The 19,743-nt window shown below is 70.7% G+C and carries 16 protein-coding genes; 9 read left to right on the forward strand and 7 right to left on the reverse strand.

Annotated elements, in window-relative coordinates:
• Positions 1–53: 53 nt before the first annotated feature.
• The gene (locus HD597_RS49630; protein ID WP_253754217.1) at positions 54–1,049 is read right to left on the reverse strand and encodes a DUF418 domain-containing protein; all 996 of its coding nucleotides are present in this window, start codon (positions 1,047–1,049) and stop codon (positions 54–56) included.
• A gap of 255 nt (positions 1,050–1,304) precedes the next feature.
• On the opposite strand from HD597_RS49630, the gene HD597_RS49635 reads away from it, so the two are divergent.
• Complete coding sequence (locus HD597_RS49635; RefSeq protein WP_253754219.1) at positions 1,305–2,606, forward strand: serine hydrolase domain-containing protein; 1,302 nt, start codon at positions 1,305–1,307, stop codon at positions 2,604–2,606.
• Here HD597_RS49635 and HD597_RS49640 read toward each other — a convergent pair.
• The 5 genes from HD597_RS49640 to HD597_RS49660 form a co-directional block, all read right to left on the reverse strand.
• The gene (locus HD597_RS49640) at positions 2,596–3,261 is read right to left on the reverse strand and encodes an NUDIX hydrolase (RefSeq protein ID WP_253754221.1); all 666 of its coding nucleotides are present in this window, start codon (positions 3,259–3,261) and stop codon (positions 2,596–2,598) included. The genes HD597_RS49635 and HD597_RS49640 overlap by 11 nt on opposite strands.
• A gap of 69 nt (positions 3,262–3,330) precedes the next feature.
• Positions 3,331–5,142 carry a DUF4434 domain-containing protein gene (locus HD597_RS49645; protein WP_253754223.1) on the reverse strand — a complete coding sequence of 604 codons (1,812 nt, stop codon included), beginning with the start codon at positions 5,140–5,142 and terminating at the stop codon, positions 3,331–3,333.
• 28 nt (positions 5,143–5,170) lie between these two features.
• Positions 5,171–6,259 (reverse strand): glycosyltransferase, encoded by a 1,089-nt coding sequence (locus HD597_RS49650; protein ID WP_253754225.1) that lies wholly within the window; start codon positions 6,257–6,259, stop codon positions 5,171–5,173.
• A gap of 19 nt (positions 6,260–6,278) precedes the next feature.
• Positions 6,279–7,526, reverse strand: coding sequence for a nucleotide sugar dehydrogenase (locus tag HD597_RS49655; RefSeq protein ID WP_276083229.1), 1,248 nt, complete (start codon positions 7,524–7,526; stop codon positions 6,279–6,281).
• A gap of 133 nt (positions 7,527–7,659) precedes the next feature.
• Positions 7,660–9,210 (reverse strand): glycosyltransferase family 4 protein, encoded by a 1,551-nt coding sequence (locus tag HD597_RS49660; RefSeq protein WP_253759817.1) that lies wholly within the window; start codon positions 9,208–9,210, stop codon positions 7,660–7,662.
• A gap of 176 nt (positions 9,211–9,386) precedes the next feature.
• Here HD597_RS49660 and wecB point away from each other — a divergent pair, with 176 nt between their 5' ends.
• Complete coding sequence (gene wecB, locus HD597_RS49665) at positions 9,387–10,517, forward strand: non-hydrolyzing UDP-N-acetylglucosamine 2-epimerase (RefSeq protein ID WP_253754227.1); 1,131 nt, start codon at positions 9,387–9,389, stop codon at positions 10,515–10,517.
• Between the two features lie 54 nt (positions 10,518–10,571).
• On the forward strand, positions 10,572–12,608 hold the full coding sequence (locus HD597_RS49670; protein ID WP_253754229.1) for a glycosyltransferase family protein: 2,037 nt from the start codon (positions 10,572–10,574) through the stop codon (positions 12,606–12,608).
• 128 nt (positions 12,609–12,736) lie between these two features.
• Here HD597_RS49670 and HD597_RS49675 read toward each other — a convergent pair whose 3' ends face one another.
• A complete protein-coding gene (locus tag HD597_RS49675) occupies positions 12,737–13,411 on the reverse strand; it encodes a hypothetical protein (protein WP_253754231.1) in 675 nt (224 codons plus the stop codon).
• 249 nt (positions 13,412–13,660) lie between these two features.
• On the opposite strand from HD597_RS49675, the gene HD597_RS49680 reads away from it, so the two are divergent.
• The 6 genes from HD597_RS49680 (at position 13,661) to HD597_RS49705 (ending at position 19,743) form a co-directional block, all read left to right on the forward strand.
• Positions 13,661–15,238, forward strand: coding sequence for an FAD-dependent oxidoreductase (locus tag HD597_RS49680; RefSeq protein WP_253754233.1), 1,578 nt, complete (start codon positions 13,661–13,663; stop codon positions 15,236–15,238).
• A 37-nt stretch (positions 15,239–15,275) separates the two neighbouring features.
• On the forward strand, positions 15,276–16,136 hold the full coding sequence (locus HD597_RS49685; protein ID WP_253754235.1) for a PrsW family intramembrane metalloprotease: 861 nt from the start codon (positions 15,276–15,278) through the stop codon (positions 16,134–16,136).
• A 164-nt stretch (positions 16,137–16,300) separates the two neighbouring features.
• Positions 16,301–18,427 (forward strand): sensor histidine kinase, encoded by a 2,127-nt coding sequence (locus tag HD597_RS49690; protein ID WP_253754237.1) that lies wholly within the window; start codon positions 16,301–16,303, stop codon positions 18,425–18,427.
• A complete protein-coding gene (locus tag HD597_RS49695) occupies positions 18,424–18,831 on the forward strand; it encodes a roadblock/LC7 domain-containing protein (RefSeq protein WP_253754239.1) in 408 nt (135 codons plus the stop codon). Before HD597_RS49690 ends, HD597_RS49695 begins: the two co-directional genes overlap by 4 nt.
• The gene (locus tag HD597_RS49700; protein ID WP_185111104.1) at positions 18,828–19,190 is read left to right on the forward strand and encodes a DUF742 domain-containing protein; all 363 of its coding nucleotides are present in this window, start codon (positions 18,828–18,830) and stop codon (positions 19,188–19,190) included. Before HD597_RS49695 ends, HD597_RS49700 begins: the two co-directional genes overlap by 4 nt.
• The gene (locus tag HD597_RS49705; RefSeq protein ID WP_185111106.1) at positions 19,171–19,743 is read left to right on the forward strand and encodes a GTP-binding protein; all 573 of its coding nucleotides are present in this window, start codon (positions 19,171–19,173) and stop codon (positions 19,741–19,743) included. The genes HD597_RS49700 and HD597_RS49705 overlap by 20 nt, the downstream gene beginning before the upstream one ends.

The raw sequence follows: 19,743 nt of genomic DNA on the forward strand, positions 1-19,743 counted from the left end.
TCCTCGAAGGTGTCGACGACCAGGGCGAGCGGCGCCGGGCAGCTACACCCGCCTCACCCCCGCCGGGCAGGCGTCCCAGGTGATGGAGTCACGCGCAGGACGGGGCGGCGAGCCCAGGTGGCCCAGCGCCAGACCCACTCGACCGGGCCCTGACGGTGGCGGCGCAGCCACAGGGTGCAGAACAGCCACTGGACCACGAGGACGGCTCCCGCGGCGACGTACGCCACCGTCAGATCCCGGCCGATCGGCAGGCCGAAGAGCCGAGCGGCCACCACGACGAGGAGGGTGGCGGTCAGGTAGCAGGTCAGCGCCATCCGTCCGAGCGGCGCGAAGAGGCGCTCCAGCACCGCCCGCAGCGGCGTTCTGAGCAGGACCAGCAGGGCGCACACGTACACCCCGGCGAGCAGGAGATCGGCCAGGGTGGCGATGAAGGCCGGCTGGTCCGCGCCCGCTCCGGCCCGTGCCCACAGGGCTGCGGCCAGCCCCGCCGCGAAGGCCAGGCCCAGCAGCAGCGGCCCGCGCGTGGACGTGCCGATCCTGCCGACCACCCCGTACCTGACGAGCGCGGAGCCCAGCAGGAACAGCCCGGCGATCAGCAGGGGCCCGCCCCCGCCGATCATCGCCACCGTCAGCAGCGCGGCGGACAGGCCCGCCACGGCCCATCGCGGCAGCCACGTCGAGGGCAGCAGCACCAGCAGGCCGACGACGGCGTAGCTGTGCAGGATCTCCGTCGGCCACAGCAGCATGTGCGCGAGGCCGATCACGAGCAGCGCCGCCAGCCTGCGCAGCAGCGCCGGCCGTGGGCGGGGAACGCGGCTCGCCGCGGAGTCCAGCAGCAGCGAGAACCCGATGCCGAACAGCAGGGAGAAGATCGGGAGCCCGAGCCAGGGGTCCCAGGCGCCCATGGGCGGAGCCGTGACGGCGCTGCCGCCGTCGGCCATCAGCTGGATGTTGGCGAGCAGGATCTCGCACAGCGTGAACCCGCGCAGGACGTCGAGCTCGGCGATCCGCGGCCGGGCGGAGGAGGAGGCGTGCATTTCATGCGGCATGGGGCCTCATCCTGGGGATCAGGCCGGGCGCGGGCATCGGCCGCGTGACGGGACTCGCGGCGTGCGGCGGTACTTTCGGCCGTGCCTGGCGGGTCTCGGCCCGGCAGCGTGCCGCGGGGCTGCGCTCCGGCGAGGGGCTGGTGCGCTGGGACCTGGACGCGGCGCTGCGCGGGACCGGGCAGCCGGTCACCGTGTCAGCGAGCGCGTCAGGCCGGCGACGGCCCGGTGTCAGCGCGGCGCGCGACCGTACCTGCCATGAACGGTACAGCGATCACGGCCGGTGGGCCGCGGAAGACGAGTAACGACGGCAACCAGATCACCGGGTGCCGCGCCCGGGTTCTCCGCCGGGTGGGGGTGGCGGCGCTGGCGGCCGCGCTGCTGGCCGGCGCGGCCACCCCCGCATCGGCCACTCCCACGGACAGCAGCGCGTCGCCCACCCCGGGCAGCGCCGCGGCCAGGGCGGACCGCCCCGAGCTGCGGCAGGCCATGCAGGCGTTCGTGGACGCCGGTTTCCTCGGAGTGCAACTGCGCGTCCACGACGAGCAGGGCGAATGGGCGGGCAGCGCCGGAGCGAGCAGGCTCGGCCAGAGCGCCGCGCCCCCGACTAACGGCCGCTTCTATGCGGGCAGCAACATCAAGACCTTCACCGCGACCCTGGTGCTGCAACTGGTGGCCGAGGGCAGGCTCACCCTGGACGACGCGGTGGCCGCCCACCTGCCCGAGCTCGGGCTGGACGAGCGGATCACGGTGCGGATGTTGCTGCAGCACACCAGCGGCCTGTTCAACTACACCGGCGACTTCAACCCCGACGGGTCCTGGGAGCCGGGCATCCCCTCGGCGGGCGACGAGTGGCTGGACAACCGCTTCCGCAGCTACCAGCCGGAGGAGCTGGTCCGGTTCGCGTTGTCCAAGCCGGCGCGCTTCGAGCCCGGAACGACCCAGAGCTACACCAACACCAGCTACACGGTGGCCCTGCTGCTGATCGAGAAGGTCACCGGGCACTCCTACACCGAGGAGCTGCGCCGTCGCATCGTCAAGCCCCTCGGCCTCACGGGCACCTCGTTGTCGGGCGACCGCGCGCAGCTCCCCGGCCCGCACGCCCACGGCTACTACCGGTACGAGGACGCCGACGGCCAGGAGAAGGTGGTCGACATCAGCCGCCAGAACCTCTCCCTGCTGGCCGGCGCCGGTGACCTGATCACGACCACCCGGGACCTGCAGACGTTCTTCACCGCGCTGAACGGCGGCAGGCTCCTGCCGGACACGCTGCTGGCCGAGATGCGCACGCCGCACCCGAAGATGAGCTACGGCCTCGGGGTGTTCGTGGAGGACCTGGGGCCGGGCTGCGGCACCGTCCTGCGCCACAACGGCAGCCCGCCGCACGGGTACGGGGCGCTGATGTACAGCTCGCCCGACGGCAGGACGTCCGTGACCGGCGCGGTGACCTGGGTGGACTCGGCCACCCGGGGGCCGGCGGCGAACTTCCAGACTCTGGTGGACGGGCTTGTGAAGGAGGTGTTCTGCGACGGGAAAAGCGACCCCCTTGCTACTCCTTGAGGCTGCGGAGCATCGGGGGGTGGAGGAGCTCGGCGGGGCCGCGGCGGTAGAGCTTGGCCGGGCGGCCGCCGTCGCGGGTGGTCGTGCCGCCCGTCTCCAGCAGGAAGCCCTCCGCCTTGGTCACCTTCCTGTGGAAGTTGCGGGGGTCGAGCTGGCGGCCCCAGACGATCTCGTACACCCTGCGCAGGTCCGCGACCGTGAACTGGGGCGGGCAGAACGCCGCCCCCAGCGACGTGTACTCCAGCTTCGCCCGCGCCCGCTCGATCCCGTCGAGCATGATGCGGCGGTGGTCGAAGGCCATGACGGCGAGGGAGTCGATCGGCTGCCAGCTCATGTGGGCCTTCTCGGAGGCCGGAAGGTCGGGGGCCAGGCCGAGGTAGGCGACGCTGAGGACGCGCTGGCGGGGGTCGCGGTCGGGGTAGCCGTACGTCTGGAGCTGCTCCAGGTGGACCGGGGCGCCCGGCAGGCCCGCCCGCTCGGACAGCAGGCGATGGGCGGCGGCCGGGAGGTCCTCGTCGAGCTGGATGAAGCCGCCGGGGAGCGACCAGCGCCGCAGGAACGGCGGGTTGTCGCGGCGCCACACGAGGGCGCACAAAGCCTGGTTGCGTACGGTGAGCACGACCAGGTCGACACTGACCGGGATGCTCGGGACCATGGCAGGCACGTTACACGCAGGAGTACGAGCCAGCGAACCGGCTGACGGCCGCCCCGGAAGGACGCCCCGTCAGCCCCCTTCTGTCCCGGCCGCCTGCGTGGAGACGCGTACGTGCAGCGGCTCCGTGGTCCCCTGCCCCGAGGGAAGCTTCACCCCGATCTGCACCCACTCGCCCGCCGGCACCTGGGCCCAGTCGAACGGCACCCAGGCCGTCGCCATCCCCACCGGCAGCTCCTCCTCGATCGGGTCCTCGTCCAGCCACCCGACGGTGGACACCACCATCTCCTTGGTGCCGCCGGACCAGGTGACGGTGACGGTGCCGTCCTTGAGGTTGTAGCCGCGCACCTCGACCCCGTCCTGGATGTCGCGCGGCCGCCGGATCGCGTCCACCGCGATCGGCCGCTGCCAATCCCCGGCGATCTCCGTTTCGAGCGACGGATCACCACATGTCATGAAATCGCTCCACATGTAGGAGACGATCTTCTGCACGTAACGCCCGGCCATCGTCACCGCCTGGTCCAGGCGCTTCTTGTCCGTCTTGCCGCGGGTGCCCGTGGGGGCGCAGGGCTGGTCACCGGAGGGCTCGAAGGCCTCGACGTTCGCCCAGAGCTCCACGTGGTAGCCCTGGTCGATCATCTCCTCGCGGGCCGCCGCCATCTCGCGGTAGTAGTCGCGCGTGGACCCGTGGTACGCGGTGTCGTACGTGGACTCCCCGACCACCGGCCGCAGGCGCTCGTCCACCTCGCTCTCCCGCTCGTCCGGCCAGAACAGCCCGACCTTGCCCGTCCCCCGGCTGTCCTGCGGCGCGATGATCCCGACCCCGGTCTTCGCCAGGGCCTTGAACCCCTCGGCCACCTGCTTGGGCGTCTGCCCGAAGGCGACCCGCTTGCGGGCGTCGAGGTAGGGGCTGATGAGGATCGGCTTGTCGAGCTCCTGCTCGACGATCCGGTGCTGGTCGGCGTACACCTCCAGCGTGGGGTTCGTGGCCAGCGTGGCCGACATCTGCACCTCGAACGGCTGGTACACCCCGCCGAGCGAGTCTCGGTCGGCGAAGCGCGCGCCGTAGTCCTGCAGGATGCGCCGGGTGAGCGTGGTGAGGGTGCCGAGGTGGCGCTTCTCCGCCCGGATCTTCGCCTTGGAGTCGCGCGGGGCGAGCGGCAGCGCGGGGAAGACCCGCATGCCGAACTGGTCGCCCAGGTCGAGCAGCTTGCCCAGGCTGTCCTGGGGCGAGCCGGCCACCAGGATCAGGTCGTACGACCCGGCCTTGTCGCTGAAGTCGCACGTCGCGTCGTCGGAGCCGTCGGGCTGGGTGATGAGCCGGTAGTAGACGCGCTTGCCGACCTCGACGGAGTGCTCCATCTGCGGGCAGCGGTAGAGGTCCGGCCCGAACGACTCGTCCGTGCGGTAGACGTACACGCGGCCGATGCGGTTCTCCGGGTTGGCCTCCTGGAGGTCCTGGAGGGCGGCGTCGTGGCAGCTCAGGCCGCGCTCCTCGCACGGCTCGTAGAGCGAGTCGACCTCGCCCTCCTTCAGGATCTGGCCGGCGTCGTTCACCGTGCGGAACTGCAGGCCGTAGCCGATCCTGATGATCGTGTCGCCGCCGACGCTGTGGATCTCCTGGAGCTGCGTGCGCCACGTGCAGGGGTTGGACTTGGGGGTGATCCAGTAGCCGGTGACCGCGTAGGGGGCCTTCTTGTCGGTGTCGAACGTTCCACAGGGGTCCGTGAACTCGCTCACCTTCGGCGTCGGCTCGGTGCTCGACGGCTTGGGCGCGGCGGACTTGGTCGCCACGGGTTCCGTGTCGTCGGACGGCAGGACGATGATCACGGCGGCGACCACGGCGAGGACGGCCGCGGCAGCGACCACGAAGAGCCAGCGCACGTTCAGGAACCTACTCCGCCCTCGGAAGTTACGGCTTGACCCCGGCCCAGGACTCCAGCTGTGCGACGAACCGCTTGGCCGAGTTGGGCCAGTGGTGGTTCGCACGGGCCGCCGCATAGCCGCGCGCGCCCTGCGCCCGCCGCTCGCGCACGTCGTCGCGCAGCGTCAGCACGGCCTGCGCGACCGCCTTCGGGTCCTGCCACGGCACCACGACACCGCTGTCGTAGCGCTCCACGAGCTCGACCGCGCGCGGCGACGGGGTCGTGATGACGGGGATGCCGTGCGCCATGTACTCGACGATCTTGGTCGGCATGGAGTGCCGGTAGTTCGGCTCGTCGTGCAGCAGCGACAGGCCCGCCAGAGCCCCGTCGAGCCGCTTGAGCGCCTCGTCGTTGGGCATGAAGTCGCGCCACTCCAGCAGGCCCTCGGTGACGGCCTGGTTGAGCATCGGACGGCTCTGCGGGTCGGCGTACCCGATCAGCTCGACGGCCACCCGGTACGGCTGCAGCAGCTTGGCCACCTCGACCGCCTCGAACACCCCGCGCGCCCGGGACAGCCACCCGAGGTAGACGATCCGGTCGTCACCGGGCGGGGTGACGGAGTCGGGCACCCAGGTCTCGTTCGGCACGATCAGGTGGGCGTGCTTGAACCGGCCGGCGTACGCCGTCTCGGCCAGCAGCAGGTGCATGTGGCGCTCGGCGGTGCCTTCGAGCATGCGCGCCAGGAACCGCACCGGCGGCCGCAGCAACGACGGCAGCCACGGCTTGAGCGAGAGCGTGGCGGGGGTGTCCTCGTGCACGTCCCACACCACGGGCGGCCTGTTGCGGATGCCCCACACCGCGAACAGCAGCTCGGGGTCGTGGATGAGGACGAGGTCGACCTTCGTCCGCATGCGCTTGAAGAGCCGCCGCGCGGCCCACACCGCGGCCATCCGTTTACGCTGGGCGGCCCGGGGCAGATCGACTCCGTTGACCCACGGTCTGGGGACGACGCCGTGCGCGCTGAACGACGCGGCGTACGTGACCTCATGACCGGCATCCACAAGGGCACGGATCTGCCGATGCAGAATTCTCGCGTCCTCGGGGTTATGCACCACCGTCATGACGAGCACGTGCACTGCGCGCAGCCCTCCGTCGCTACAGCCGCTCGACGCGTTCACCCTCGGCGAGCACGCCGCGGGTGTCCAGCACGAGCTTGGCCTTCGCCTCGACCATGCCGAGGTCGAACGCGGCGTGCTGCTGCAGCAGCAGCGTCACGTCCGCGTTGATCACGGCCTCGGCGAGATCATCCTCACGCGGCACCGGGGTGCCGTCCACCGCCCACTCCTTGACGTACGGGTCCGCGAACGAGAGCTCCGCGCCCAGCTCCAGCAGCGCACGCGCCACGGGGAGTGCCGGGGTCTCACGCTCGTCGGCGATATCCGGTTTGTAGGTGACGCCGAGCATAACGACTTTGGCGCCGTTCACGGGCTTCTTATGCCTGTTGAGCAAGCGCTGTACGCGAGCGACCACGTACGAGGGCATCCGCTCGTTGATCTCCTGCGCCAGCTCGACGAACCGGAACGGGTAACCGAGCTTGCGCACCGTGTACGACAGGTACGACGGGTCGACGGGGATGCAGTGCCCGCCGACGCCTGGCCCGGGCAGGAACTTGTGGAAGCCGAACGGCTTGGTGGCCGCCGCCTCGATGGCCTCCCACAGGTCGATGCCGAGCTCGTCGCAGAAGATCGCCATCTCGTTGACGAGGGCGATGTTGACGTGGCGGTAGGTGTTCTCCAGCAGCTTGGCCATCTCGGCCTCGCGGGTGCCGCTGACCGGCACCACCTGCTCGATGAACCGCCCGTAGAACGCCGTCGCGCGGTCGCGGCAGGTCGGCGTGTAGCCGCCGACGACCTTGGGCGTGTTCCGCAGGCCGTACTTGGGGTTGCCCGGGTCGATGCGCTCGGGCGAGAAGGCCAGGTGGAAGTCCTCGCCGGCCTTCAGACCCGAGGTCTCCAGCAGGGGCCTGGCCAGCTCGTCGGTGGTGCCGGGCCACGTGGTGGACTCCAGCACGACGAGCGTGCCCTTGCCCAGGTTGCGCGCGACGGCCTTGGTGGCGCCCTCCACGGCGGACAGGTCAGGGCGGTGGTCGTCGTCCAGCGGGGTGGGCACGCAGATGACGATCGTGTTGCTCCTGGCCAGCACGGTCTCGTCGAGCGTGGCGCTGAACCCGTTGGCCAGCATGTGCTCGAGGTCGGCGTCGGTCAGGTCATCGATGTAGGACTGCCCGGCGTTGAGCGCGTCGACCTTCGCAGGGTCCACGTCAAGGCCGACGACCCGCAGGCCGGCGCCCACAGCCTCCTTGGCGAGAGGCATGCCGACGTAGCCCAGGCCGATGACAGTCAAGTCGATTTCTGTCACAGCTGTGCCTTTGGGAGCCGGAAACAACACTTCATGGTCGCAAAGGTTATCTCAAGTCCACCTAGCTCACGCCTAATGCGACCGAACCCGTCCGAAACGGAAGGAAGATTCATGGTCATCAATCGGCAAGGGACCGGTATAGAGCTTGATAAGTCTCGGCAACGCGGCTCCAGGTCCGCTTCGCCGCGACTTCGGCGCGACCCGCCTCGCCCATCTCGGCGCGCTTGGCAGGGTCCTCGCGCAGCCGCGCGATCGCCTTGGCCAGCTCGGCCGGATCACCCGCGGGCACGAGCATCCCGGCGCCGTCGGAGCCGACGAGCTCGGACAGCGCGGGCAGATCGCTGAGCACGACCGGCTTGCCGAGCGCCATCGCCTCGACCGGTTTCAATGGCGTAACAAGTCGGCAAACCCGCAGGTCCTCACGCGGGCAGGCGAAGATGTCGATGGCGTCCTGGGCCTGCAGCGCCTCGTCGGGGCCAACGCGTCCCGGCAGGATCGCGGTGCTCAGCCCCAGCTCCTCGACCAGCTCCAGCAGGTTCGGACGCTCGGTGCCGTCGCCCACGATGAGCACGCGCACGGGCGTGCGCTCGTCGCGCAGCAGCGCGGCGGCCCGCAGCAGGGTGGCGAAGCCCTCGTAGGCCACGATGCTGGACACCGAGCCGACCACGATCTCGTCGTCGCCGATGCCGTACTCGCGGCGGAAGGAGGCCCCGTCGTAGGAGGCCGTCAGCAGCGAGTCGTCCACGGCGTTGGGCGCCAGGTGGATCTTCTCCCTGGGCACGCCGCGCTCGACGATCTCGGCGGCCATGGTCTCGGCCAGCGTGACGACCGCGTCGGCCTCGCGCATGAGGAACGCCTCACGCTCGCGCTGGAGCACCTGCCGCTGGCTGCCGACCCGGATCGGGTCGCGGGAGGCCCAGGTCTCCTCCAGGAAGCCGCGGACCTCGTACACGAACGGGGTGCCCGTCCTGTCGCGCACCGCGTGCGCGATCGAGCCGTTGCGGTGGTCGGTGGCGGCGTGCAGGACCTGCGGCCGCAGCTCCGCCGTGAGCCTGGTGACCCGGTCGGCGCCCCTGATGATGCGCCCCTGGGTCTCGAACGGCATGTCGCCGTGCGGCTCGGGCAGCAGCCGGTGGTAGGGGATGCCGTCGATCTCCTCGTACGGCGCCGCGTCCGCGTGCCCCTGCAGCATCGGCCAGCCCCAGCTCGTGACCACGTGCGGGTCGATCCCCGCGGCCTTCTGCGAGGTGACGATGCGGTGGGTGCGGACGGTGTAGCCGGCCTGCGTGTACGGCAGGGCGTTGGTGACCACGTGCAGGACCCGGTTCTGGACCCGGCTCAGGATGGCCACCTTGGGCCCCGGCGGGATCGGGTCGGGGCTGATCGCGGCCAGCTCGCCCCGGTAGTAGGCGGCCCTGCGCTTGACGAACGGGTACTTGGTGTGGGCCTCCAGCACGGCGGCGGCCTCGCTGACCCGGCCGGCGTCCCAGTGTTCCTTGGCCTCGTTCCACGGCCCCTTGACCACGCGCATGCCGAACTTGCGCACCATGCGCCGGGCCCGGCGGGCCGCCGGCCAGGCGACGCTGCCGACGATGGGCCGCAACTTGGGCGGGAGCGTGTCGGCGGCGGCCTGGGCCACCCGCACGGGGTCTGACTTGACCTTCGTCATCACCACGCGGGAGACGATGATCGGGTGCTGGACGAATCCCTTGAGAAGCCCACCGACGCCGGCACGGGCGGACTTCGCGGAAACCTTAGAGGAGTCTTGACGACTGGCGTCGGATGCCACGCAGGGACCGTACCATAGGCAGCGTTTTTTCCCTTCCGCTATGAAAGGCGAGGTCAATGAGGGAGAACCCCCTGGTCCTGCACGTATTGGGTGCTCGTCCCAATTTCGTGAAAGCGGCCCCGGTGGTGCGGGCACTCGGCGAGCTCGGCGTGCGGCAGGGCATCATCCACACTGGTCAGCACTATGACGCGCTGATGTCCGACGTCTTCTTCGCCGACCTCGGCCTGCCCGAGCCGGTGGCGAACCTGGGGGTGGGCTCCGGCAGTCACGCCAAGCAGACGGCGGCGCTGCTGGTGGGCCTGGAGGAGGTCGTCCAGGAGCACGAGCCCGACCTGGTCGTGGTCTACGGCGACGTCAACTCCACGCTGGCCGCGATCCTGGTCTGCGCCAAGCTCGGCGTGCCGACGGCGCACGTGGAGGCGGGGCTGCGCTCGTTCGACCGCGGCATGCCGGAGGAGGTCAACCGGGTCGTCACCGACGCGCTGGCCGACCTGCTCTTCGCCACCTCTCCGGAGGCGCTGGCGTTCCTGGCGAACGAGGGGGTGCCCGCGGCCAAGGTGCACCTGGTGGGCAACCCGATGATCGACAGCCTGTTCTCGGCGCTTCCCGATCTCGACCCGGCGCCCGTGGTGGCGCGGCTCGGCCTGCCCGGGCGCTACGCGGTCGCCACCCTGCACCGCCCCGCGAACGTGGACACCCCCGAGGCCGCCAGGGAGCTGGTGGACGCGGTGCTGGAGGTCTCGCGGCAGGTCCCGCTCGTGGTGCCGATCCACCCGCGCGGCAAGGTACGGCTGGCCGAGGCGGGCCTCGTGGACGGCGAGTCCGTCAGGGTGATCGACCCGCTGGGTTATGTGGACTTCCTCTCACTCGTCCGGGGCGCCGCGCTGGTCGTCACCGACTCCGGCGGCGTCCAGGAGGAGACGACCATGCTGGGCGTCCCCTGCCTGACCGTCAGGCCCAACACCGAGCGCCCGATCACGATCACCCACGGCACGAACCGCCTGGTCACGCCCGCCCTGCTGCCCGCCGCGGCGGAGAAGGCGCTGGCCGACGGGGCCGCCACTCCGGCCGGCGAGCTGCCGGTGCTGTGGGACGGCAGGTCCGGGCCGCGCATCGCCACGGTGATCGCCGCCTGGCTCAAGGGGGACAACCTCTCGCCCGCCTCTCAGGGCGAACGCCCCGAATAACGGCGATATCCGCCGTACTATGACTTACCTCTGCTGAGCGATTGGCGTACCACCATGGCCGAAACCCCTGAACAGCCCACCTTCCAGCGTCTCGGCCCCGTCAACTGGCTGCCCGAGGAGCGCAAGCTCGTCGAGCGGTACGAGGCGGAGGTCAGGGAGCTGCGCCGGCGGCTGGAGATCGCCGAGGCCAAGGCCGCGTACGCCAACTGGAAGCTGGAGGCCACGCAGGCCAAGCGCACGTTCAAGCTGGGCGAGGCCCTCGGCTCGAAGAGCCCGGGCAGGATCGTCGAGGCGGTGCGCTCGAAGGAGAAGGCGCCCAAGGCGCCCATCCCGGTGAGCCTGGCCACCGCGGCGGCCGAGCACCGGCCGCCGTCGGTCGAGGTGCCGGCGGTGAAGTGGCCGAGCGGCCCGGTGAACCGGCCCGACCTGAAGGTCGCGGTGATCCTGGACGACTTCTCCAGGATGGCCTTCCGCTACGAGTGGGACCAGATCGAGTTCGGGCTCAAGGACTGGCCGGAGATCTTCGCCGAGAAGCGGCCCGACCTGCTGTTCTGCGAGTCGGCCTGGCACGGCAACCAGGGCCGCTGGCGCTACCAGATGACCGGCACGAACGCGCCCAAGGATCCGCTGCGCGACCTGGTGGCCTGGTGCAGGAGCGAGGGCATCCCCACGGTCTTCTGGAACAAGGAGGACCCGCCGAACTTCGACTTCTTCATCGACACGGCCAAGCTGTTCGACTACGTGTTCACCTGCGACGGTGACATGCTGCCGAAATATCGGGAAATTTTGGGACACGACCGGGTGGACGTGCTGCAGTTCGCCGCCCAGCCCCGCGTGCACAACCCGATCCAGCAGAACAAGGGCCGCCTGCACGACGTCGTCTTCGCCGGGATGTACTTCCGCGACAAGCACCCCGAGCGCCGCGAGCAGATGGAGGTCGTGCTCGACCCGGTCAGGGAGCTGGGCCTGCACATCTTCGCGCGCAACGGCGAGGTGGACGAGAAGTACGCCTGGCCGGAGAAGTACCGGCCGCACATCGTGGGCGAGCTGCCCTACGACCAGATGCTGGCCGCGTACCGGATGTACAAGGTCTTCCTCAACGTCAACTCCGTGCTGGACTCGCCGACCATGTGCGCGCGGCGCGTCTTCGAGCTGTCCGCCTGCTCGACCCCCGTGGTGTCGGGGTGGTCGAGGGCCATCGAGGAGACGTTCGGCGAGCTGATCCCGATCGCGCGCGAGCCGATCGAGTCGTACAACCAGGTGCTGCACCTGATCAACAGCCCCGAGCTGCGGGCCAGGATGGGGCACCTGGCGATGCGCGAGGTGTTCGACAAGCACCTGTTCTCGCACCGCGTGGACCAGATCCTGCTGGACCTCGGGCACCACGTGACGCCCCGGTCGCGCTCGATCACCGTCGTGCTGCCCACCAACCGCGCCTCCCAGATCGAGCACGCGATCTCCTCGGTGGCCAAGCAGCTCCACCGGCCGCTGCAGCTCGTCATGGTGCTGCACGGGCTCGACATCGACCCCGTCGTGGTGGCGGACAAGGCCCGCATGGCGGGCATCACGGACGTCACCGTCCTGCCCGCGGACGCCTCGCTCTCGCTCGGCGCGTGCATGAACCTGGGCATCGCCGCGGCCGAGGGCGAGCTGATCGCCAAGATGGACGACGACAACCTGTACGGGGAGCACTACCTGTCGGACCTGGTGCGCTCCTTCGACTTCTCGGACGCGGAGATGACCGGGAAGGGCGCGCACTACGCGTACTTCGAGGGCAGCAACACCACGATGCTCCGGCTGCCCGGGCTGGAGCACCGGTACTCGTGGCTGGTGCAGGGCGGCACGTTCCTCGGCAAGGCCGGCCTGTTCCGCGCGTACCCGTTCGCCGACATCACCCGCGGCGAGGACACCCACCTCGTGCGGCGGCTGAAGGAGGACGGGGTCAAGATCTACTCGTCGGACCGGTTCAACTTCGTCTACTGGCGCAGCGCCGACACCGCGATGCACACCTGGCAGGCCGACCACATCAAGCTGACCAGGAACGCCCAGTTCTCCTTCGTCGGCCGCCCGGACGCGCACGTCCTCATCTGACGGGCGGCCAGGGGCGGCGGCTCGGCGAACGATCGTGCAATCCCCCTGAGAAGCCGGTCCTGATCAACGTTCGGGACGTCAACAAGGGCCGCGGAGCCGCCTCCGGCACTTTTCGCAGATCGCGAAGCCTACGGCTTAACGCGGGCGAGGCTCTGGTCGGCCAGGTTCGCCAGCTCGTACAGGCCCTGCGGCTTGACCCGCTGCCCGACGACCAGCATGCTCATGATCAGGGTCCCCCGCCTGATCATGACCGAGCCGATCTGCGCGTTGTTCTTGTCGCCGGCCGCCGTCGTCAGGTAGGCCCGCGACTGGTCGCCCTTGGCGGGCATGTCCAGCGTCTTGGTCCTGTACGTGACCTTCGCGCCCCCGACGTCGGCCGTGTAGTCGGCGCACTGCTTGGGCAGCGGCTCGGGGAAGGTGGCCTTCGGCAGCGAGACCACGGCCTGCGTGATCGAGCCGCGGGCCGCGGAGAAGGCGACGACGGCGGCGGGCGACTTGGCCACGTCCGGCTTGGCGGCGTCGAGCTGGGCGGCCCCGGCGCACTCGGGGTGCTGCGCCCTGGCCTTGCGGACCGCCTCCAGCCCCTGCTGGGTGGACTTGAGCATGCCGAACTCGCCCAGCTCGGGCCCGTACGCGACGCTCATGCCCTTGGGCACCGGCAGCAGCGCGGCACGCAGCTTGGCGCTGGCGGCGGACGACTGCGCGGGCGGTGCCGAGGCGGCGGGCGACGCGGGCTCCTCCGCCGAGGAGCATCCGGCAATGACCAGAGTGCTCAGGAATATCCCGGGAATTGCTTTATGCATGGCCGCTCCATTTCGCTACATGGACATTGGCCAAAACGCTAGAGGAAGCGAGCAGCGCAAGAGAGAGCAACGTCGGTATTCACGGGATTCAGCGGGTTCCGGGTTCACCTCCATGCCGCTACCTGGGATGATGCGCGCAAGATCGACACCACCCGCCAAACCGGCCTCGCGGTAATAGGGCGGGCAAAATGTTTCCCGGGCCCTGCGCGTCCTGATGCGGCTTTTCTCCCGGCTGCTGATGATCGCGGCATGAGCTTCTCTCCGCGTGCGCTCGGGATGGACGTGCCCATTACCCGCAGGGACTTCTTCGACGGCATCGCCGTGAGCTGCGTGGCCGGTAGCGCGGCCCCCAAGGCCCCGAACCCTCCGCACCCCTTCACGGTGAGCGGGGACACCAGTGAGGCGCTCAGCGTCGCGCACGCGCTGCGGGACGGCCGTTTCTGGGCGCACGCCGGCCCGCCCGTGCCCACCGGGGAGCACCACGACCTCGTCGTGGTGGGCGGCGGGCGCGGCGGGCGCAGCGCGGCGGCCGAGTGGCTGCGCCGCCACCCGCGGGCGGGCGTCCTCGTGCTCGACACCCACGAAGCGCTCGGCGACCACGCAGCACTCGGCGACAACGCTGCGCCCGATGACCACGCAGCGCTCGGCGACCGGGAGCTCCTCGCCGGGCGGGCCGCCTTCGACGCGGTGATGTGCGACGCGGAGACGTTCGGCGCGGACACCCTGGTCGCGACCGACTCCCCCGGCTGGATCGACCGGCTGCCGATCGCCTGGCAGGCGCGGCGCGACCTGCGCGCGCTGCACGAGGACCCGCCCGACTGGTTCCCCGGGGTGCCGGCCGAGGGCAAGCAGGAGCGGCTGGCGGGGCTGACGTACGCGGAGTTCCTGCGGGAGGTGTGCGGGGCGCATCCCGACGCGGAGCGGTTCTGCAGGACCATGTCGTGCCCCGACTGGGGGTACGACACGCGGGCGTTCGGCGCGATCGACGCCTGGGGCACCGGGTACCCGGGGTTCGCCGGGCTGGGGCTCAGCAGGGAGCAGCCGTCCAGGTACAACTCGCCGACCGTGCGGCGGCACTGGCACGGGCCCGCGCCCGCGGCCGCCGTGCCCGCGCTGGACGGGCGGGTCCGCGTCCGGACGTCCAGCCCGGTGGTGTCCGTACGGGACGGCGCCAGGTCCGCGACCGTGGGGTACTTCGACGGCCACCAGGTGTGCACCGTGGAGGCGGGGGCGGTGATCCTGGCCTGCTGGAGCGCCGTGGTGCCGTACCTCGTGCCCGAGCTGCCGCCGGAGCGGCGGGGGGCGCTGCGGCAGGCGTCGCGGGTGCCGCTGCTGGAGGCGACCGTCCGGCTGCGCGACCCGGTGGCCTGGCGGCGGCTGGGCGTGGAGCGGGTGCGGTGGACGGGCGCGTACTGGTGCGCCAGCGAGTTCACGCCTCCGGACACCGTGCGGATGCTGGCCACGCCGTGCCGGTCGGAGCTGGGCCCCTGCGCGGGGTCCGCGGCGGGCAGGCGGGAGCTGATCAGGACGCCGTACAGCACGCTGGAGCACACCGTCAGGGACCAGCTCGCCCGGCTGCTCGGCCCGGCCGGCTTCGACCCGGGCGGGGGCATCGCGGAGATCACGGTCCGCCGGTGGGGTCACGCGCTGGCGCCCGAGTACTGCCGGCCGTGGCACGCGTTCTACCCTGACGGGCCGTTCCCGGCGGACGCGGCGCGCGGCCGGTTCGGCAGGATCGCGATCGCCGGCTCCGACGCCGAGCCCGCCGCGCGCGGCGAGGCCGCCGTCGCCGCCGCGCTGCGGGCCGTGGGGGAGCTGACCCGATGAAGGCTCCGCGGAACCCGCTGACGCCGGAGCGGGCGCGATGAGGGCGCTGTGGTTGCGGATCTTCCTGACGGGCCTGGCGCTCTGGCTGGCCACCGTGGTCGTGACCGGCTGGACGGGCAACTCGAACCTGGTCCCGACGGTGGTGCTGTTCGGCAGCTTCCTGGTGCCGGTGACGTTCGTGGTGTGGGCGTACGGGCGGGGACGCTCCCCCGAGGTGACGGTCGAGCGGTTGTTCGTGGCGTTCGTGGTGGGCGGCGTGCTGGGGGTGCTGGGCGCGTCGCTGCTGGAGAGCTGGCTGCTGCGGCCGTCGCTGCTCATGTACGTGCTCGTCGGCCTGATCGAGGAGGGCGTCAAGCTGGCGGCCCTGGTCTTCGTCACCCGGCACGTGGTCAGGCACGCGACCAGGGACGGCGTGGTGCTGGGAGCCACCGTCGGCTTCGGCTTCGCCGCCTTCGAGAGCTCGGGGTACGCCTTCAACGCCCTGTTCACCGCGGGCGGCCTGTCGCTGACCCAGCTCGTGGAGACCGAGGTGCTGCGCGGCATCCTGACCCCGGTCGGGCACGGCCTGTGGACCGCGATCGCGGGCGGGGCGCTGTTCCGCGCGGGAGGCCGGGTGACCGGGCCGGTCGTGCTGACCTATCTGGGAGTCTCGCTCCTGCACGCGCTGTGGGACTCGATGAGCGCCATCGCGATCGCGGTCACGCTGGTGCTGACCGGGCGGCCGTGGCAGTTCGAGCTGCTGCGCATCGGCCGGGTGCCGCACGTGACGCCGTGGCAGGTGCACGTGTACACGCTGCTGAACTGGGCGGGACTCATCGTGATCTCGCTGGTCGCGCTCGGATGGCTGTGGACGACGGTGGCCACGGCACGCCGGGATCGGGGGATCTTGTCCCAATAATCACGGTAATGAACGCCTTCCTCCCACTGCGCCGGAAGCATAATCGGTGCTAGTCTCCTGTGCGATCTTCCGGAGGTGTATTTACACAAGGTGTGGAAATGCCCCCGACTCGAGGTTGGGACATGGGCTCGCGAAACCGGTCAATTCGGTTCAAGATCTTTTTATTGCTGCTGCTACCCCTCCTGTCTCTGAGCGCGCTCTGGGGTTTCGTCCTCAACCTCACCATGGGCGACGCCCAGTCACTGCTCCGCGCGAACACCCTCTACGACACGATCGGCGTCACCTCCACCGACCTGGGATTACAGCTCCAGGCCGAACGGGTGCGCTCCGCGGAGGCGCTCACGACGCGTGAGCTCACCGAGGTGCTCGGCGGCCAGCGCGCCCGCACCGACAAGTCCGTCGCCGACTTCAGGCAGGCGGCAGCCGACGCCGGCGGCGCGGTCGGCGACGACCTGCGGCGGCCCCTCGACAACCTCAACATGGCTCTCGACAGGCTCGCCCTGATCCGGTCGGACATCGACAACGGGATCAGCTCCCGCCTGGCCGGCCTGACCGAGTACAACCGCGTGCTCGACGCCCTCTTCCGGCTCTACGACCACCTGATCACGGTCTCCGACCTGGAGATCTTCCAGCAGGCCTCGTCGCTGCAGGCCATGGGCATGGCCAGGGAGTACATCGCCAGGGAGCACGCCCTCGCCATCGGCGCACTGGCCGACGCGCGGCTCACCCCGCAGGAGACGGCGGCCTTCACCGAGTACGCGGCCTCCAGGAAGTTCCTGCACTCGCGCGGCCTGGCCGGGCTCGACGTGACGCTGCGCAGGCCGTACGAGCAGGTCTTCGCCACCGAGCCGTTCCTCACCTTCGCCACCATGGAGTCGCGCGTCATCAAGACCGGCGCGCCTCCCCCCGACGCCGACTCCTGGCACCGGGCCGTGGACAAGCTCACCGGCCGCCTCGACGACCTCGGCAAGACCTCCTCCGACGCCCTGGCCGCCCGTACGTCGCAGGCCGCCACCGGCACCGTCGTCGAGATCGGCATCGCGGGCGGCGTCGGCTTGATCGCCGTGCTCGCGTCGATCATCATCTCTGTACGCTTCGGTCGCCGCCTGGCCGGGGAGCTGGCCGGGCTGCGCGCGGCCGCGGTCGAGCTGTCGGGCCGGCGGCTGCCCGACATCGTGGCGCGGCTGCGCAGAGGTGAGGACGTCGACGTGCGGAAGGAAGCCAAGGCGATCAAGGTGAGCGGTTCCGCGGAGATCACCGACGTGGCCAGGGCCTTCGGGTACGTGCAGCACACCGCCGTGACGGCGGCGGTCGGCCAGGCGGCGCTGCGGCGCGGCGTCGGCCAGGTCTTCCTCAACCTCGCCCGGCGCAAGCAGGGCCTGCTGCACCGGCAGCTCGGCCTGCTCGACGCCATGCAGCGGCGCACCCACGACCCCGACAGGCTGGAGGAGCTCTTCCGCCTGGACCACCTGACCACGCGCATGCGGCGGCACGCGGAGAGCCTGATCGTGCTGTCCGGCGCCGCTCCGGGACGGGCCTGGCGCAAGCCGGTGCCCGTGATCGACATCGTCCGGGCGGCGGTCGCCGAGATCGAGGACTACACCAGGGTCTCCGTGGAGACGATGCCGGCGGGCGCCATCGACGGCACCGCCGCGGCCGACGTCACCCACCTGCTGTCCGAGCTGGTCGAGAACGCCACCATCTACTCGCCGCCCGACACCGTGGTCCAGGTGCGCGGCGACCTGGTGAGCAACGGCTACGCCGTCGAGGTGGAGGACAAGGGGCTCGGGCTGTCGGCCGACGAGTACGCGCGGTTCAACGCGCTGCTCGCCGCGCCCCCCGAGTTCGACCTGGCCGACAGCGACCAGCTCGGCCTGTTCGTGGTCGCCACGCTGGCCCAGCGCCACGGGATAAGGGTGCTGCTGCGCCGCTCGCCCTTCGGCGGCACCACGGTCATCGTGCTGGTGCCGCGCTCGCTGGTGACCGAGCAGTCCGCGCTGGAGGCGGCCGGCGGTGACGGCAAGGCCGCGCTGCCCAGCCGTACGAGGAAGAAGGCGCTCGCGGTCGTCAGCTCCGGCACCCACGCGGGGCTGCCCAGGCGGGTGCGGCAGGCGAACCTGGTGCAGCAGCTCAAGGAGACCCCGCAGGAGCCCGAGCAGGAGGCGGCGCCCGAGCCGGCCGAACGCTCTCCCGACGAGGTACGCGACCTGTTCTCCGCCTTCCAGCGGGGAACCCAACGCGCCAGAGAAGAAGCCTCCCAGGAGGGGCCCATGAGTAAGGGGGATGCATGAGTGCGCCGACCACCAACACCGGTGAGCTGAACTGGCTGCTGGACGACCTCGCCACGAGGGTCGCCGCCGTGCGCCAGGCGGTCATCTTGTCGACCGACGGCCTGGCCGTGGGCCATTCCAAGGGATTGACCCGCGAGGACGCCGAGCACCTGTCGGCCGTGGCGGCCGGGTTCCAGAGCCTGGCCCGCGGCACCGGGCGGCATTTCGGCGGCGGCGACGTGCGCCAGACCATTGTGGAGATGGAGTCGGCGTTCCTGTTCGTGACGGCGGCGGGCCAGGGCACCTGCCTGGCGGTGATCGCCGAGGCGAACGTGGACGTCGGCCAGATCGCCTACGAGATGGCGATGCTGGTCAAGCGGGTGGGCCAGCACATCACCACCAACCCGCGCGCTGGAGCGTCATGAGCGATAGCCCGCAGTGGTTCGATGAGGAGGCGGGACCCGTCGTCCGGCCTTATGCTCTCATTCGCGGTCGCACACGCTCATCAGGAGACGCGTTCGACCTCGTGGCCACCGTGCGCGCCATCGGCGACCCCCCTGGCGATCTCGGGCCCGAACAGCAACTCATCCTGCGGGCAGCCCGTGAACCGATCTCGCTGGCCGATCTGGCCGTCGAGCTCGACCTGCCCGTCGGCGTCATCCGGGTCCTGCTCGGTGACATGCGTGACCACGGCCTCATCTCGGTGACGTCGCCCTCAGCCGGAGGAGCGCGGTCGAATGAGCGCATTCTCAAGGAAGTGATCAATGGACTCCGTGCTCTCTGAGGACCCCGTCGCGCTCAAGATCCTGATCGCGGGGGGGTTCGGCGTCGGCAAGACCACCCTGGTCGGGTCGATCAGCGAGATCAAGCCACTGCGCACGGAGGAGGTGCTCTCCGACCGCGGGATCGGCGTCGACGACCTCGACGGGGTCGAGGCCAAGACCACCACGACCGTGGCGATGGACTTCGGCCGCATCACGATCCGCGAGGGGCTGGTCGTCTACCTGTTCGGGACGCCCGGGCAGGAGCGCTTCTGGTTCATGTGGGACGAGCTGTCCTACGGCGCGCTGGGCGCGGTCGTGATCGCCGACACCCGGCGGCTGACCGACTGCTTCCCCTCCGTCGACTACTTCGAGCAGCGCGGCACGCCGTTCGTGGTGGCCGTCAACTGCTTCGACGGCGCGGAGCGGCACAGCGTGGACGACGTGCGCATCGCGCTCGACCTGGACGACGACGTCCCGGTCCTGCTCTGCGACGTGCGGCGCAGGACCTCGGCCAAGGAGGTCATGATCACGCTGGTCGAGCACTCCCTGAGGACGCTCACCTCGGCCAACTGA

Source organism: Nonomuraea thailandensis (assembly GCF_024172165.1).
Lineage (GTDB): Bacteria > Actinomycetota > Actinomycetes > Streptosporangiales > Streptosporangiaceae > Nonomuraea > Nonomuraea thailandensis.

What these genes read in the sequence shown, in the direction of transcription:
- wecB (WP_253754227.1), top strand. Translation starts at nt 9,387, where the DNA reads ATGAGGGAGAACCCCCTGGTCCTGCACGTATTGGGTGCTCGTCCCAAT.
- HD597_RS49695 (WP_253754239.1), top strand. Translation starts at nt 18,424, where the DNA reads ATGAGTGCGCCGACCACCAACACCGGTGAGCTGAACTGGCTGCTGGAC.
- HD597_RS49700 (WP_185111104.1), top strand. Translation starts at nt 18,828, where the DNA reads ATGAGCGATAGCCCGCAGTGGTTCGATGAGGAGGCGGGACCCGTCGTC.
- HD597_RS49705 (WP_185111106.1), top strand. Translation starts at nt 19,171, where the DNA reads ATGGACTCCGTGCTCTCTGAGGACCCCGTCGCGCTCAAGATCCTGATC.
- HD597_RS49685 (WP_253754235.1), top strand. Translation starts at nt 15,276, where the DNA reads ATGAGGGCGCTGTGGTTGCGGATCTTCCTGACGGGCCTGGCGCTCTGG.
- HD597_RS49640 (WP_253754221.1), bottom strand. Translation starts at nt 3,261, where the DNA reads ATGGTCCCGAGCATCCCGGTCAGTGTCGACCTGGTCGTGCTCACCGTA.
- HD597_RS49675 (WP_253754231.1), bottom strand. Translation starts at nt 13,411, where the DNA reads ATGCATAAAGCAATTCCCGGGATATTCCTGAGCACTCTGGTCATTGCC.
- HD597_RS49670 (WP_253754229.1), top strand. Translation starts at nt 10,572, where the DNA reads ATGGCCGAAACCCCTGAACAGCCCACCTTCCAGCGTCTCGGCCCCGTC.
- HD597_RS49680 (WP_253754233.1), top strand. Translation starts at nt 13,661, where the DNA reads ATGAGCTTCTCTCCGCGTGCGCTCGGGATGGACGTGCCCATTACCCGC.
- HD597_RS49660 (WP_253759817.1), bottom strand. Translation starts at nt 9,210, where the DNA reads ATGACGAAGGTCAAGTCAGACCCCGTGCGGGTGGCCCAGGCCGCCGCC.
- HD597_RS49635 (WP_253754219.1), top strand. Translation starts at nt 1,305, where the DNA reads ATGAACGGTACAGCGATCACGGCCGGTGGGCCGCGGAAGACGAGTAAC.
- HD597_RS49630 (WP_253754217.1), bottom strand. Translation starts at nt 1,049, where the DNA reads ATGCCGCATGAAATGCACGCCTCCTCCTCCGCCCGGCCGCGGATCGCC.